Below are 13743 nucleotides of genomic sequence, written 5' to 3' on the forward strand. Positions count from 1 at the left end.
TCTGTGGGGCACGCCTTTCCTCTTTGAATTTTTGATCTGTCGTTCCCGCGCCGCGCAGGTTTGCGCGGCAGACCTAACTGAAGGAGCGCACCAGGCTGCCGACGAGCAGGTTCCAGCCGTCGATCAAGACGAAGAAGAGAATCTTGAACGGCAGCGAGATCGCCGTCGGCGGTAGCATCATCATGCCCATGGCCATGGTGATGGTGGCGACGATCAGGTCGATCACCAGGAACGGCAGCATGATCAGGAAGCCGATTTCGAAGCCGCGGCGAATTTCCGAGATCATGAAGGCCGGCACGACGGCGCGCAAGTCGACTTTATCGTCGACGACGATCGTCTGGCCCTTTTCCTTGGCGATGTCGATGAAGAGCTGCAGGTCCTTGTCGCGCGTGTTGGCGAGCATGAAGTCGCGGAACGGCTCGGTGATCCGGGGGATCGCCTCCGTCTCGGTGATCTGGTTCTTCATCAGCGGATCGATGCCATCCCGCCAGGCACGATCGAAGGTCGGCCCCATGACATAGAAGGTCATGAACAGCGCCAGCGAAACCATGATCATGTTGGACGGCGTCGTTGCCAAGCCCATGCCGGTGCGCAGGATCGCAAAGGCGATCACGAAGCGCGGAAAGCTGGTGACCATGATCAGGATGCCGGGGGCCACCGACAGCACGGTCAGAAGACCGAAAGTGCGGATGATCCACGAAGCGGCAGAGCCGTCGACAGGCGTATTCAGGATATCAGAGGGGAAGCTCTGGGCGCCGGCAATACCGGACATCGCCATCATGGCAACTATAAAGGCGACTAGCCGGACCATTTATCGAATCATTGGATGACGAAGGTTCTGAACATCACATTGGTTACGCGCCCATCGGAGCGCAGGTCAACCCGCTCCTGGATGTCATCCCGGAGATATTGAAAGCCGCGTGGTCCCTGGATCTGCTGCAGGGAGACGGTCTTCAGGTAGGCGGCGATATCCTGGTGGATCTGCTCGGCCAGTTTCGGGTCGGGCACGCCGTCGAACTGCAGCGCCACTTCCAGGCGGATCCAGTTTTCCGAGGGATAGGCAAGGTTCGTGGTGATCGGGTCGAGCTGGACAACGCCATTCGCTTCGATCGCGACCTTCGGCAGCCCCTCTTCGCCGGTCGCATTGGCGGCCGGCTCCTTGGCTGCTTCCACCTGCTCCTTTGGCGGCGGTGGCGCGAGCAGGCCGCCGACCAGCCAGCCGCCGCCACCGGCAAGCAGCGTCAGCACGGCGATGGCCGCGATGGTCAGCACCTTCGACGGCGGCTTCGGAGCGTTGGAATCGAGTTCTTCCATCTTGCCGTTCCCTGCCGATCAGATCGGCGAAAATAGATCCATGAACTGCTGGCCGTAGGGCGGCTGCTGCACTTCAGTCAGGCGGCCACGGCCACCGTAGGAGATGCGTGCCTCGGCGATGCGGTCGTAGGAGATGACGTTGTCGGCATCGACGTCCCGCGGCCGGACGATGCCGGCGACGTTCAGGATGCGCAGTTCATGGTTGACGCGCACTTCCTGCGAACCGCTGATCAACAGGTTGCCGTTTTCGAGCACGCCGGTCACGACGGCCGCAACGAGCAGGCGCAGCTTTTCCGAGCGCTCGGTCTTGCCGTCGCCTTCGGTCTTGGTGTTCGAGCCGTATTTCAGTTCGCCCGACCAATCGAAATCGCTCGTCTGCGACTTGCCGTTGGCGCCGATGTTGAAGCCGCTCGCATTCTTGCGGCTGCGGTCGGTCTTGTTGTCGAAGGTGGCGCCTTCGTTGATCTTGATGTCGACCGTCAGGATGTCGCCGACATTGATCGCGCGTGCGTCCTTGAAGAGGGCCGCCTGCTGGTCGTTCCACAATGAATAGCCGTTCGTCATCTGGCGCGGCTGCTTCGGATACATCGCCAGCTGCGGCGTCTGCGAATATTGCAGGCCGCTGCCGATCGGGCTCATCGACGGCGCGCGGCCGATTTCGTTGAGCGCCTGGTTCTGACATCCCGCAAGGAGGGCGGCCCCGGTCAGTATAGCCGTTAGACGCGTTTTCATGATGGTTCCTTCGAGGTGTTCGGGTCGCTGGCGCTCGAGATGATGTTGGTGAGGACCGCCGCCTTCTCGTCGCTCATTTCGCTCAGGATCAACGACGACTGGCGCGCCGGCAGCTGCATGACGATGGCGGCGGCAATTTCGGGCCTCACCATCTCAAGCTTGCCGGCAGCCGCGTCCGGCTTCATCGTCTTGTAGATGCCGACGAGGTTGAGTTCCGCCTGTTTCAGGAAATCGTTGCGGCGCTTCAGCCAGTCTTCGTATTCGTCGCGGCGCTTTTCAAGCGTTGCGATACGCTCGTCGATGCTGGCCTGCAGCGTTTCGAGATCCTTGCGCTGCAGCACATAGCGCTGGTCGCGCGCGGCATCGGCGATGTTGGTGCAGAACTGCTGGATCTCGTTCTGGGTCGCATCGCTGGCCGGCGGCGCCGTGACGTCCTGGGCGAAGGCGCCGGGCATCGAGAGCATGGACGCGACAGCCGCTGCGGCGAGCAGCAGCTTGGGCGTCAGGCCGAGAGAATGATTGTCGTTTGCCGTCATTGCAGCACGAGCTCCGCCTGGAGGGCACCGGCCGACTTGATACTCTGCAGGATAGCGATGATGCCATCCGGCTTGACGCCGATGTTGTTGAGGCCGGCGACGAGCGAGCGAAGGCTCGACCCGTTGAGGATCGCCACCGTGCCGCCGTCGGACTGCGCGTTGATGGTCGTGTTCGGTTCCATCGCCGTCTGTCCGCGCGAGAAGGGCAGCGGCTGCACCACCGTCGGCGTCTCGCTGACTTCCACGGTCAAGGTTCCGTAGCTGACGGCCACCTCGTTGACCCGGACATCCTGGCCGATGACGATCGTGCCGGTGCGTTCGTTGATGACGACGCGCGCGGGCACGTCGGTTTCGATGACGATGTTTTCGATGTCGGCCATCAGTCGCGCCAGATCCGCCATCTTCGGCTTCTCGACGAGAACGGCCTGGCTATCGCGGGCTTCCGCAATGCGACCGCCATATTGCTGGGCCGCATATTTGTTGATCGCTGCGGCCATGCCGACAGCGGTCGAGAAATCAGGATTGCGCAGCTGCAGCACAAGGTTGAAGCCGTCCTTGAACTTCGACGGCAGCTCGCGCTCGATGATGGCGCCGTTCGGCACGCGACCAGACGTCGTGACACCCTGGTTGAGCGTCGCAGCATCGCCCTGCGCGTTGAAGCCGGTGACGACGACGGAGCCTTGCGCAACCGCATAGATCTGGCCGTCCGCGCCTGAAAGCGAGGTCATGACCAGTGTGCCGCCACGCAGCGACGTGCTGTCGCCGAGCGATCCGACGGTGACGTCGACGCGGCTGCCGGGGCTGGCGAAAGGCGGCAGGTTCGCCGTCACCAGCACGGCCGCGACGTTGCGCGTCCGGGACTCGCCGCCTTGGGTGGAGATGCCGAGATTCTGCAGCATCGCGCGGATTGACTGGTCGGTGAACGGCGACGAGCGCAGGCTGTCGCCCGTGCCCTGGAGGCCGACGACAAGGCCGTATCCGATGAGCTGGTTGTCACGGCCCGCCTGAAGCGAGGCGACGTCCTTGATCCTGGATGCGCCGAAGGCGGGCGTCAGCGCCATGGAGAACGCGACGGCCAGCGACAGGAACCATTTGCATGCAAGCATTTTCATTTCGCCACCACATGGACAGTGCCGTCGGCCATCACCGTTCCGGAAACGATGACGCCGGTATCGATGTTGCGCGCCCGGATCAGTTCGCCGACGGCGGCGTCCTGGAGCGGCGATCCGGCAGCGCTGATGGTCAGGCCGCCATTGCTGAAGACGAGGCGCACGGTCGAACCGCGCTCGACGGCGTACTGCTCCCGCAGCGCGCTCGCGAGGATCACCCGGCCGGGAAGAAGCGTGCGCTTGGTGACCTTGCCGTCGATCTCGCCCAGGGTTCTGATGTAACCGTCGGCGAGATCGGGGTTGGTGACGTCGACGACTTCGACGCGGCTCGCATCGACGGTTTCGCCCGGATAGATGGTCTGCGTGGGGATTACCGCCGTCAGCCGTTCCGCATAACCTGCCGAAGGCAACAGGAAAGCGGCGGCAAAGAGCGCGCCAGCCGCCAGCCGCCGCGCCCTGGCGCGGCCGGCCTTCGAAGCCTTGATGTCTGCGGATCGGCGAAACGTCATGTTTGCCCCCTCTTTCGTTACCTGAGGTTCTTGCTCACCGTGGCCGCCATTTCGTCGGCGGCCTGAATGATCTTGGAGTTCATCTCGTAGGCGCGCTGCGCCGAGATCAGATCGGTGATTTCCTTGACCGGATCGACGTTGGACGCTTCGAGATACTTCTGCTTGATCTGCGCGAAGCCCGGATCGGCCGGCGTGCCGACGATCGCGTCGCCGGAGGCCGGCGTCTGCTTGAAGAGGTTTTCGCCCTGCGGCTCGAGGCCCGCCTCGTTGACGAAGTTGGCGATCGTCAGCTGGCCGATTTCCTGCATGGCGGGGTCGTTGCCGATGCGCACCATCACCTGGCCGGAGCTGGTGAAGACGATGTCGGTCGCGTCCTGCGGAACGGTGATACCCGGAACAACGGTGTAGCCGTCGATCGTTACGAGCTGGCCCTGGGCATTCTTGTTGAAGGCGCCGGCGCGGGTATAGACCGTCTCGCCATCGGGCGTTTCGACCTGGAACCAGCCGCGGCCGATCAGCGCCAGGTCGTACTCGTTGCCGGTCGAAACCATGCTGCCCTGGATGTGAAGATTGCGCACGGCTGCCGTCTGCACGCCGAGGCCGATGATCGCGCCTTCCGGGACGATCGCCTGGTTGGAGCGGTTCGGCACGCCCTGGGCGCGTTCGGTCTGGTACAGCAGATCGGAAAACTCGGCACGCGCGCGCTTGTAACCCGTCGTGTTGATGTTCGCGATGTTGTTCGCGATGACTTCGAGGTTCAGCTGCTGGGCGTTCATGCCGGTGGCGGCAATGGAAAGGGCCTTCATGTCTCGTTCCTTCAGATCTGCATGCGCGCAATTTCGAGGTAGGCGGTGACCACCTTGTCGCGGATCGCGATCGCGGTCTGCAGCGACTGTTCGGCGCTCATCACCGCATCGACCACCTCACGGGTGTTTGCCTGGCCGCGAATGCCGTCGAGCGACATGCCTTCCGCCTTCTTCATCGCGCCGATGGCGTCGGTCGCCATGTCGCCGAGAACCGAAGCGAAGCTCTGCCCCTGCGGCACGCCCTGGGTGGCGGCCGGCATGCCGAAGATCGACGACGAGGATGACGTAGAGTGGGTGCCGTCGGTCTCTTTGGTGACCGAGAACGCGCCGAGGGATTTAACTGCATCGATCATTATTGCGAGGCTCTCAACAGGTCGATTGTCTGGGAAATCAGGTCACGGGACTGCTTGATGGTCTGCAGGTTCGCCTCATAGGCGCGGTTGGCTTCGCGCATATCGGCCATCTCGACCAGGATGTTGACGTTCGGCAGCTTGACCATGCCCTTTTCGTTGGCGGCCGGATTGCCCGGATCGAACTCGATGTTGAAGTCCGAATCGTCCGTACCCTGGCGCTCGATCTCGACCAGCGAGGCGCCGCTTGCGCGGTCCACTTCGGCAGCAAAGCTGATGGTCTTGCGGCGATAGGGATCCGCGCCCGGCGTATCGCCGGTGGAGCGGGCGTTGGCGATGTTTTCGGAGACGATGCGCAGGCGGGTCGATTCCGCCTGCAGGCCGGAGGCCGATACCTTGAGGGCCGAGGTCAATGGATCCATGGTTCTTACTTCCGTACCGCCATTAGCATCATTCGGTGAAAGGCCTTCACAAGGCCCGCGGAGAGCTCGTAGTCGCGCTTGATCTCGCCGGTCTTCATCATTTCCTGCTCGATCGCGACGCTGTTGCCCGATTGCTGGATCTGCACACCGTCGACCATGCCGACTTCAGCCACTTGAGAGGCTGCGAGGCCGTCCGTGAAATGCATCTTGTTGGTCGCCGCCATCTGGATGCCGGCGTCCTGCAGAACGCTCTCGAACGGCTTGACGTCCTTGGCCTTGTAGTGCGGCGTGTTCGCATTGGCGATGTTGCCGGCCACCACGTTCTGGCGAACGGTCAGCCACTGGGCCTGCCGGGACGCGAGTTCGAAAAGCTGAATCGGTTGCATCAAAAGCTCCATGCTTGGTGATGCGAACCTAGGCCGGTAATCTTGCGTGGGACTTTCGTCGGAAAGCGATGCCCGAGGGAACGCGGCGGCGACGGCCGGAGATTGCCCACAAAAGGCGGAAAGCCGCGTCATCCGTCAGAGATGGCGCGGCGGTCAGAGGCAAGAAAGCAGGCCTAAATCAGTTGGCCTGGTACATTTCGCCGGAGGAGGTGATCATCACCCAGTGGCCATCCCGCTGTTCGAGCGTGGCAAGACGCGTGTTGTCGGGCAGAACCGAACCGACGCGCACGATGTACATGCCGCTCGCATCCTCGATCAGCGCACGACCATTGGCGACATGCATCAGCTTGAAGCCGGACTTGCCGGGAAAGGGCTGTGACAGCCCCTCTTCTGCGGCTGTCCCTTCCGGCCCCGGACCAGCGCCGATGCCGGGCACGGTCGCCGTCGTCAGCTGGTCGATGGCGGCCATGGTCTCGCCGTCCGCGTCGGGCATGGCAAGCGGGGAGACCGAGACGACGTTGCGCGCGGCGCGCTCCGGCAGGTCGCGGGTCGAGCCCTGCCACAAGGGCGGCATGGTGAACTTGTCCTGATGGAAGAAGGCATACCAGGGAAAGAAGGTCGCGAAGGCGGCAAGCGCCACGCCGGTCGCGGCCAGGAACTTGTCGGTCATCGGCATGCGGCTGCGCTTGCGCTGATGAACCATCTCGTCCGCATCATAATCGGTCATGGTCATCACCTCGCTCTCGCACCCGGCTGATTGCCCATCGCCGCCGCCTTCAGCGCGTTGGCGAGATCGGAAAAGGCGTCCTGTGCCGGGCGCTCACCGGCGGTCTGCGTCAGTACCTCGTAAATGACCGGGACCTGTTTGATCGCCATGTCGAGGTCAGGATCGCCACCCGGGCGGTAGCCGCCGATCAGGCGAAGGTCGCGGGTCTCTTCGAAGCGGTGGATCAGCGCCTTCAGGCGCGAGACCAGCTTCTCCTGGTCGGGGGTCCAGGCCTTGCGCGCCAGACGCGAGATCGAGGCGAGCGGATTGATCGGCGGATACCGCCCCTCCTCCGCAAGGCTGCGCTCGAGCACGATGTGGCCATCGAGGATGCCGCGAGTCGAGTCGGCGACCGGATCGTTGTGGTTGTCGCCGTCGACGAGGATGGAGATGATCGCCGTGATCGTGCCGGCGCCTTCGATGCCCGGGCCGGCACGCTCCAGCAGGCGCGGCAGTTCGGTGAAGACCGAGGCCGGATAGCCGCGCGCGATCGGCGGCTCGCCGGACGCGGTTGCGACCTCGCGGATCGCATGGGCGAAGCGGGTGACGCTGTCGACGATCAACAGAACGTTGTCACCGTTGTCGCGATAATGCTCGGCGATGGTGACGGCGGTCAGCGGCGCCATCTTGCGCAGCATCGGGCTCTCGTCGCTTGTCGCGACGACCGCGACGGACTTCGCCAGATTGTCGCCCAGCGTATCCTCGATGAATTCGCGCACTTCACGGCCGCGTTCGCCGACCAGCGCAATTACCACCTTGTCGAAGGCATCGGCCCGCGCCAGCATGGAGAGCAGCGTCGACTTGCCGACGCCGGAGCCGGCGAAGATGCCGAGACGCTGGCCGAGGCAGAGCGGCGAGAAGATGTCGATCGCACGCACGCCGGTCAGGAAACCCTTCTCGACCCGCTTGCGCGTCATCGACGGCGGCGCGGTGTTGGTGATCGAGCGGCGCACGTCGCCCTGTTGCAGGGGACCGAGACCATCGATCGGCTCGCCGAGCGCATTGATCGCGCGGCCGCACCATTGGTCGGTCGGCGCGACGCGGAAGGCGCCCTTGCGAATGACGGTGTCATGGATGCCGATCGGGTCTCCGGGCTCGATCGGGCAGACGACCACCCGCTCCGGTTCGACCCGGACCACCTCGCCGAGATGGGTGCCGGTGACGCTCTTGTGGGCGACGAAATCGCCGAGCCGGACATGTCGCGACAGGCCGGTTACCGTGTAGTGGCCGGGCGAGATCGTCTGGACGTGACCGCCGGGCGCGATCGAGAATTCGGGCTTGGCATAGCGCTCGACCAGGCCGGCAAGTGCCGCCAGAGATGTCGATTCCGCGCTCGGTTTCAGGCCTTCGCTTTGCATGCCGATGTCCGTCACAGATTAACGACTGCCGCCAAGCGTCTTGACCGCTTCTTCGAGCGATCCTTCGCTGTCACGCAAGAGGGCGGTGATTTGGTCGAAGGCGCGGGTGACCATGATCAGCTGCGACATTTCCTGGATGGCATTGACGTTGGACTCCTCGACGAAACCCTGCATGACGCCCACATCGAACCGGTCGACCACCGGCTCGACCTGCGCTGCCGGTTGAACGGCGCTGTTGTCGAGACGGATGAAGCCCTGGCTGAAGTCGGCCTCGTAAAGGCCGAGCGAGGCGACGGCGACGCCGTTCTGATGAAGCGCGCCATCGGCGCCGACAGTGATTTCACCGCCATTGCCGTTGAGCTGGATCGGCGCGCCGCCGGCGTCGAGCACCGGATAGCCGCGGATGGTGACGAGTTCGCCGGTGTCCGTCAGCGTGAAACGCCCGTCGCGCGTCAGCGCCTGACCGGATGGCGTCTCGATCTGGAACCAGGCATCGCCCTTGATGGCAAAGTCGAGCGCCGATCCGGTGCGCGAGAGCGAGCCGTTGCTGGTGTTCAGGAACTCCTCGCCCTTGCTGACATAGGCGACCTTCGTCGGTTTGGTGTCGCCGAGCATCTGGTTGAACTTCACCTCGGTGCCACGGAAGCCGACGGTGTTGGCGTTCGCGATGTTGTCGGCAAGTGTGTTGAGGCGCTTTTCAAGCGCCATCTGCGACGAAATCGCGACGTAAAGACCGGTTTGCACGCTCAGTTTCCCCCGAGTTTCAGGCTGTTGATGGACAGGAGAAGATCGGAAGAAATGCCGTAGCCGCTCGACGAGCCGAAGACCGCGAGCGGATCATAACCGTCCGTTGAATTTTTGGTTTCCCAGAGCGCAGTGAACCGGTCGAGAAAATCGGCAACCTTGGTCGGGTCCTGGAAGTCCTTGAAATCGAGCGCCTGTTCATAGGTCTCGGCCTGGCGATCGACATTGGTCGCTGCAAATTCGTCGGGCAGTTGCAGGGCCGTGCGCACCACCTGGGCGATCGCCTCGTCGGCGATGATGGCGTAACCGCTGTTGATCGTCGGCGCCATGCGGGAAAAATAAAGCGCAAGCCTGACGCCGGCATTCTCTTCGCCTGCGTCCTGTTCCAGGGTCTGGCGCGTGTATTTTTCTGCGACGCCCTTTTGCGCACGATCGAAGGACGTGGCGGCCGCGCCGTGGGCTGCAAAATTCAGCGATTCGACGAGCTGCTTGTAGCGATTGTCGGTCAGCTTGTTGGCGAAGGCATCTTCGTTGTCGACACCTTCCGTCAGCACCTTGCGCATGAAGGCCTTGGCATAGGCCATGTCTTCGAGGCCGTGCGCCTTCATCGCGTAATTGTAGAGCCGGGTATCGGCAAAGAAGTCGTCGATCGTTTTGACGTCGCCGATCTTCGACAGATAGTACGCGGTCTCGCGCGCCACGTCCGGCTGCTCGGCAACGCGGGCCAGCGACTTCGTCAAGTCGGCCGTAATCAGCTTGTAGCTCGTATAGGTCGTGGTCACGATCGCTCCGCCCCTGCCGGAATGAGACAGGCAGCCCCTGAGCCTGTTCTGACAAATCCTGACCGGACAGCCTTGCGCGAACCTGTTCCGCCAGGTGGCCCTGTCGCCAGGACCGGCCAGCCTCACGCAAGGATGAAACCGTATCCCCTTAGCGGAAAATAAGATCGCGACAGGTATCGAATATGAACATCATCATCGGACTTCTTGTGACGTTCGGCTGTATCCTCGGCGGCTATCTGGCGATGGGCGGCCACATGGAAGTTCTCAACCAGCCGTTCGAACTGCTGATCATCGGCGGCGCCGGCGTCGGCGGCTTCATCATGGCCAACTCGATGAAGGTGGTGAAGGATACCGGCAAGGCGCTTGGCGAAGCCTTTCGCCACAAGGTGCCGAAGGAGCGCGAGTATCTCGACACGCTCGGCGTTCTCTATTCGCTGATGCGCGACCTGCGCACCAAGTCGCGCAACGAGATCGAAAGCCACATCGACAACCCCGAGGAATCCACGATCTTCCAGTCGGCGCCGACGGTTCTGAAGAACAAGGAACTGACCGCCTTCATCTGCGACTACGTGCGCCTGATCATCATTGGAAACGCCCGCTCGCACGAGATCGAAGCGCTGATGGACGAGGAAATCCAGACCATCACGCACGACAAGATGAAGTGCTACCACGCGCTGAACACGATGGGCGACGCCTTCCCGGCGATCGGTATCGTCGCGGCTGTTCTCGGCGTCATCAAGGCGATGGGCGCGATCAGCGAGGCGCCCGAAGTTCTGGGCGCCAAGATCGCGGCCGCTCTCGTCGGCACACTGCTCGGCGTGTTTCTTTCCTATTCGATCGTCGCGCCGCTCGTGGCCAACGTCAAATCGGTGCGCGAGAAGCAGAACCGGCTCTACATCATCGTCAAGCAGACACTGCTTGCCTACATGAACGGCTCGGTTCCGCAGGTTGCTCTCGAATATGGCCGCAAGACCATCTCGGCCTACGAGCGTCCGTCGATCGACGCGGTCGAGCAGGAAATGATGAACCCCGGCGGCGGCGGCGAAAGCAAGGCGGCTTGATCTGATGACCTCCAACGTTCACGCATTCGACCGCAAGCTCCTCGCGCGTATGACCGGCGCGCTCGGCGACGACCGGGTGATCGGCCGGCTGGCCCTCGAACTCGGCCAGGTCTTCGGCGAATTCCTGCCGGACATGTGCCGGGCGGAGACGGGTCTCGACATCACCATCGGCTATGCCGGCCACCGGACCGGGATGCGCCGCGACTTGATCTCGTCGATGGGCACGGGCGTGCTCATCAGCGAGGTTTCGCTGCGCAACTGGTGCACGGACTTTCAGATCGGCTGCGACAGCCCGATCATCATCGCTCTGGTGGAGGCGCTGCTCGGCGCCGAGCCCGCCGGCATCGAGGAGCCACAGCCGCGCGCCCTTTCCCAGATCGAAATCGACGTGGCCGTGCCGCTGTTCGAGAAGATCGCCGACGTGCTCAGGACGGCCGTCAATGCGCCTGGCAGCTTCGAGCCGATCGTCGAACGCCCGCTCAACAGCGTGGCGCGCGCCAAGCCCGATCCGATGATCGAGGACGTTCACGCCGGCGCGATCGACATGACGATCGGCTTCGGCCCCGTGCTTTCCACCTTCTCGATCATCGTTCCGCAAAGCGTGCTTCTGAAGACGACGATCGTCTTCCCCAAGGGAAGCGGACAGCAGCGCAAGGCAAAGGCCGAGTGGACGGAACAGCTGGAGGAGCAGGTTCGCCGTTCGGCGGTGACGATCGAGGCGCGCATCCGGCTCGAAAGCCTGACGCTCGACACGATCAGCCGCCTGCAACCGGGCGACGTCATTCCCTTCCTCGATGCCCAGGACGTTCGCGTCGACGTCAACGCCAATGGCCGCGACCTCTATGTCTGCGAATTCGGGCGCGCCGGATCGAAATACACGGTTCGGGTCAAGGATACGCACGGATCCGAACAGGACATCCTTCGCCACATCATGAGTTAAATCGGCCTGCCGCGCGCTCGCAGCATGCCTGAGGCAAGCTTCAACTGGAATAGTTCTCACATGGCACCCAAAAAAGCACCCATCAACGAACAGGCCGAAGTCACTGTCGGAGATATGGAACTCGACCAGGCGATCAACGACCTGCGCGGTGTCCTGAAGCAGGATTCCGACACGCCTGATGCTTTCGGCTCCGAATTCGGCGGCGAAACGCTTGGCACGACCGATTTCGGCAGTGATTTTGGCGCACCGGCCGCTGGCGGCCTCGACGCATTCGGCGGCGATTTCGGCTCCAGCGACTTCGGCGCCGATCTCGGCGGCGCGGCCGCGACGAGCGATTTCGGCGGCACGGATTTTGCCGCGACGTCCTTCGACAGCGCTGATGCGGCCGTCGATACGCCGCCCGGCAGCGGCATGAACGCCAATCTCGATCTGATCATGGACATTCCGATCGATGTGCAGATCGTGCTCGGCTCGAGCCGGATGCAGGTCTCGGGCCTCATGAACCTCAGCGAAGGCGCAACGATCGCGCTGGATCGCCGCATCGGCGAGCCGGTGGAGATCATGGTCAACGGTCGCGTGATCGGCCGTGGCGAAATTACTGTTCTCGAAGGCGACGATACCCGCTTCGGCGTCAAACTCATCGAGATCAAGGGCAATAAGAAGTCATAGGGCCCAATGATTGGGCGAAGGATGAATCCATGATGGATTTCGAAAGTTTCGAGGCTCAGGCGCTATCAAGGCCGCTCAGCCAGACGGACAAGGCGGCGGCCGTTCTGCTTGCCATGGGCAAGGGCGTCGCCAGCAAGCTGTTGAAGTTCTTCACCCAGAGCGAACTGCAGTCGATCATCGCCTCGGCACAGTCGCTGCGCGCCATTCCGCCGCATGAACTCGAAGCCCTCGTCAACGAGTTCGAAGACCTCTTCACCGAGGGCGCCGGCCTCATGGACAACGCCAAGGCGATCGAGAGCATTCTCGAGGAAGGCCTGACGCCGGACGAAGTCGACGGCCTGCTCGGCCGACGCGCCACGTTCCAGTCTTACGAAGCCAACATCTGGGATCGCCTGCAGGAATGCGACCCGGTCGCCGTTTCCGTCCAGCTTGCCAAGGAACATGCACAGACGATCGCTTACGTGCTGTCGATGATGCCTTCGAGCTTCGGTGCCAAGGTGCTGCTGCAGCTGTCGGAAGAACAGCGCCCGGACATCCTGAAGCGTGCCGTCAACATGAAGGACGTCAACCCGAAGGCCGCCACAATCATCGAAAACCGCGTCATGGAAATGATCGGCGAGATGGAAGCGGAGCGCAATTCGGCAGGCCCGGCCAAGATCGCCGAGGTCATGAACGAACTCGACAAGCCGCAGGTCGATACGCTGCTTGCCTCGCTCGAATCGCTCAGCACCGCGTCGGCCAACAAGGTTCGTCCGAAGATCTTCCTCTTCGACGACGTGCTCTACATGCCGCAGCGCAGCCGCGTTCAGCTCTTCAACGACGTGTCGACCGACATCATCACGATGGCGCTGCGCGGCTCGACGTCGGAACTGCGCGAATCGGTGCTTGCCTCCATCGGCGCGCGCCAGCGCCGCATGATCGAGTCCGATCTCGCCATGGGCGATGCCGGCATCAACCCGCGCGATATCGCCATCGCACGGCGTTCGATCACGCAGGAAGCCATCCGGCTGGCTGCGAACGGACAGCTCGAGCTCAAGGAAAAGGACGTGCAGGCCGCCTGAGGCCTGCCTCCGTCCAACGAGCCGCGCAACGCGGCCAACGGACCGCTCCCCGAAGGGTAATTTCTGTTGAGCCCCGGCGAATGCCGGGGCTCAACTCTTGCCTGGTTCCCGCGCTGGGTCCACTACAGGAGGCGCAATGCAGGGCGTATGTCCGCCGGACGCGCGTCGCTGCAGAGGAACTGGGAGCCGTCCTGTCTC

At 62.9% G+C, this 13743-nt stretch carries 18 protein-coding genes; 4 read left to right on the forward strand and 14 right to left on the reverse strand.

Annotated features, from left to right (window positions below; all coding sequences use genetic code 11):
• Window positions 1–73: 73 nt before the first annotated feature.
• From fliP to ACIQUG_RS17620, 14 genes are all read right to left on the reverse strand, one after another.
• Window positions 74–811, reverse strand: coding sequence for a flagellar type III secretion system pore protein FliP (fliP, locus tag ACIQUG_RS17555; protein ID WP_402323338.1), 738 nt, complete (start codon window positions 809–811; stop codon window positions 74–76).
• Window positions 812–819: 8 nt separating this feature from the next.
• Window positions 820–1314, reverse strand: coding sequence for a flagellar basal body-associated FliL family protein (locus ACIQUG_RS17560; RefSeq protein WP_402323339.1), 495 nt, complete (start codon window positions 1312–1314; stop codon window positions 820–822).
• A gap of 18 nt (window positions 1315–1332) precedes the next feature.
• Window positions 1333–2046, reverse strand: coding sequence for a flagellar basal body L-ring protein FlgH (gene flgH / locus ACIQUG_RS17565; protein ID WP_043613021.1), 714 nt, complete (start codon window positions 2044–2046; stop codon window positions 1333–1335).
• Window positions 2043–2582, reverse strand: coding sequence for a MotE family protein (locus ACIQUG_RS17570; protein ID WP_043613023.1), 540 nt, complete (start codon window positions 2580–2582; stop codon window positions 2043–2045). The genes flgH and ACIQUG_RS17570 overlap by 4 nt, the downstream gene beginning before the upstream one ends.
• Window positions 2579–3694 (reverse strand): flagellar basal body P-ring protein FlgI, encoded by a 1116-nt coding sequence (locus ACIQUG_RS17575; protein WP_402323340.1) that lies wholly within the window; start codon window positions 3692–3694, stop codon window positions 2579–2581. Before ACIQUG_RS17575 ends, ACIQUG_RS17570 begins: the two co-directional genes overlap by 4 nt.
• Complete coding sequence (gene flgA, locus ACIQUG_RS17580) at window positions 3691–4200, reverse strand: flagellar basal body P-ring formation chaperone FlgA (protein ID WP_402323341.1); 510 nt, start codon at window positions 4198–4200, stop codon at window positions 3691–3693. Before flgA ends, ACIQUG_RS17575 begins: the two co-directional genes overlap by 4 nt.
• Before the next feature lie 17 nt (window positions 4201–4217).
• On the reverse strand, window positions 4218–5006 hold the full coding sequence (gene flgG, locus ACIQUG_RS17585) for a flagellar basal-body rod protein FlgG (protein ID WP_034796905.1): 789 nt from the start codon (window positions 5004–5006) through the stop codon (window positions 4218–4220).
• Between the two features lie 11 nt (window positions 5007–5017).
• On the reverse strand, window positions 5018–5359 hold the full coding sequence (locus ACIQUG_RS17590; RefSeq protein WP_043613027.1) for a flagellar hook-basal body complex protein FliE: 342 nt from the start codon (window positions 5357–5359) through the stop codon (window positions 5018–5020).
• Window positions 5359–5778 carry a flagellar basal body rod protein FlgC gene (gene flgC, locus ACIQUG_RS17595; protein ID WP_034796910.1) on the reverse strand — a complete coding sequence of 140 codons (420 nt, stop codon included), beginning with the start codon at window positions 5776–5778 and terminating at the stop codon, window positions 5359–5361. The genes ACIQUG_RS17590 and flgC overlap by 1 nt, the downstream gene beginning before the upstream one ends.
• A 5-nt stretch (window positions 5779–5783) precedes the next feature.
• Entirely contained in the window at window positions 5784–6164 is a 381-nt protein-coding gene (gene flgB / locus ACIQUG_RS17600) for a flagellar basal body rod protein FlgB (RefSeq protein WP_034797574.1), read from the reverse strand.
• 178 nt (window positions 6165–6342) lie between these two features.
• On the reverse strand, window positions 6343–6897 hold the full coding sequence (locus ACIQUG_RS17605) for a flagellar protein (protein WP_402323342.1): 555 nt from the start codon (window positions 6895–6897) through the stop codon (window positions 6343–6345).
• Window positions 6897–8288 (reverse strand): flagellar protein export ATPase FliI, encoded by a 1392-nt coding sequence (gene fliI, locus ACIQUG_RS17610; RefSeq protein WP_402323343.1) that lies wholly within the window; start codon window positions 8286–8288, stop codon window positions 6897–6899. Before fliI ends, ACIQUG_RS17605 begins: the two co-directional genes overlap by 1 nt.
• 18 nt (window positions 8289–8306) lie before the next feature.
• On the reverse strand, window positions 8307–9032 hold the full coding sequence (gene flgF / locus ACIQUG_RS17615; protein WP_402323344.1) for a flagellar basal-body rod protein FlgF: 726 nt from the start codon (window positions 9030–9032) through the stop codon (window positions 8307–8309).
• 2 nt (window positions 9033–9034) lie between these two features.
• Window positions 9035–9814, reverse strand: a complete 780-nt coding sequence (locus ACIQUG_RS17620; RefSeq protein ID WP_043613033.1) for a DUF1217 domain-containing protein — start codon at window positions 9812–9814, stop codon at window positions 9035–9037.
• A 182-nt stretch (window positions 9815–9996) separates the two neighbouring features.
• On the opposite strand from ACIQUG_RS17620, the gene motA reads away from it, so the two are divergent.
• From motA to fliG, 4 genes are read left to right on the forward strand one after another with little or no spacing between them, the layout of a single operon-like run.
• Window positions 9997–10875, forward strand: a complete 879-nt coding sequence (motA, locus tag ACIQUG_RS17625) for a flagellar motor stator protein MotA (protein ID WP_043613037.1) — start codon at window positions 9997–9999, stop codon at window positions 10873–10875.
• 4 nt (window positions 10876–10879) lie between these two features.
• A complete protein-coding gene (locus tag ACIQUG_RS17630; protein ID WP_402323345.1) occupies window positions 10880–11815 on the forward strand; it encodes a FliM/FliN family flagellar motor switch protein in 936 nt (311 codons plus the stop codon).
• A 60-nt stretch (window positions 11816–11875) separates the two neighbouring features.
• A complete protein-coding gene (gene fliN / locus ACIQUG_RS17635) occupies window positions 11876–12484 on the forward strand; it encodes a flagellar motor switch protein FliN (protein WP_402323346.1) in 609 nt (202 codons plus the stop codon).
• 29 nt (window positions 12485–12513) lie between these two features.
• Window positions 12514–13545, forward strand: coding sequence for a flagellar motor switch protein FliG (fliG, locus tag ACIQUG_RS17640; protein WP_402323347.1), 1032 nt, complete (start codon window positions 12514–12516; stop codon window positions 13543–13545).
• Window positions 13546–13743: the final 198 nt, after the last annotated feature.

The sequence above is a fragment of the Ensifer sp. NPDC090286 genome, from assembly GCF_044769565.1.
GTDB lineage: Bacteria > Pseudomonadota > Alphaproteobacteria > Rhizobiales > Rhizobiaceae > Ensifer.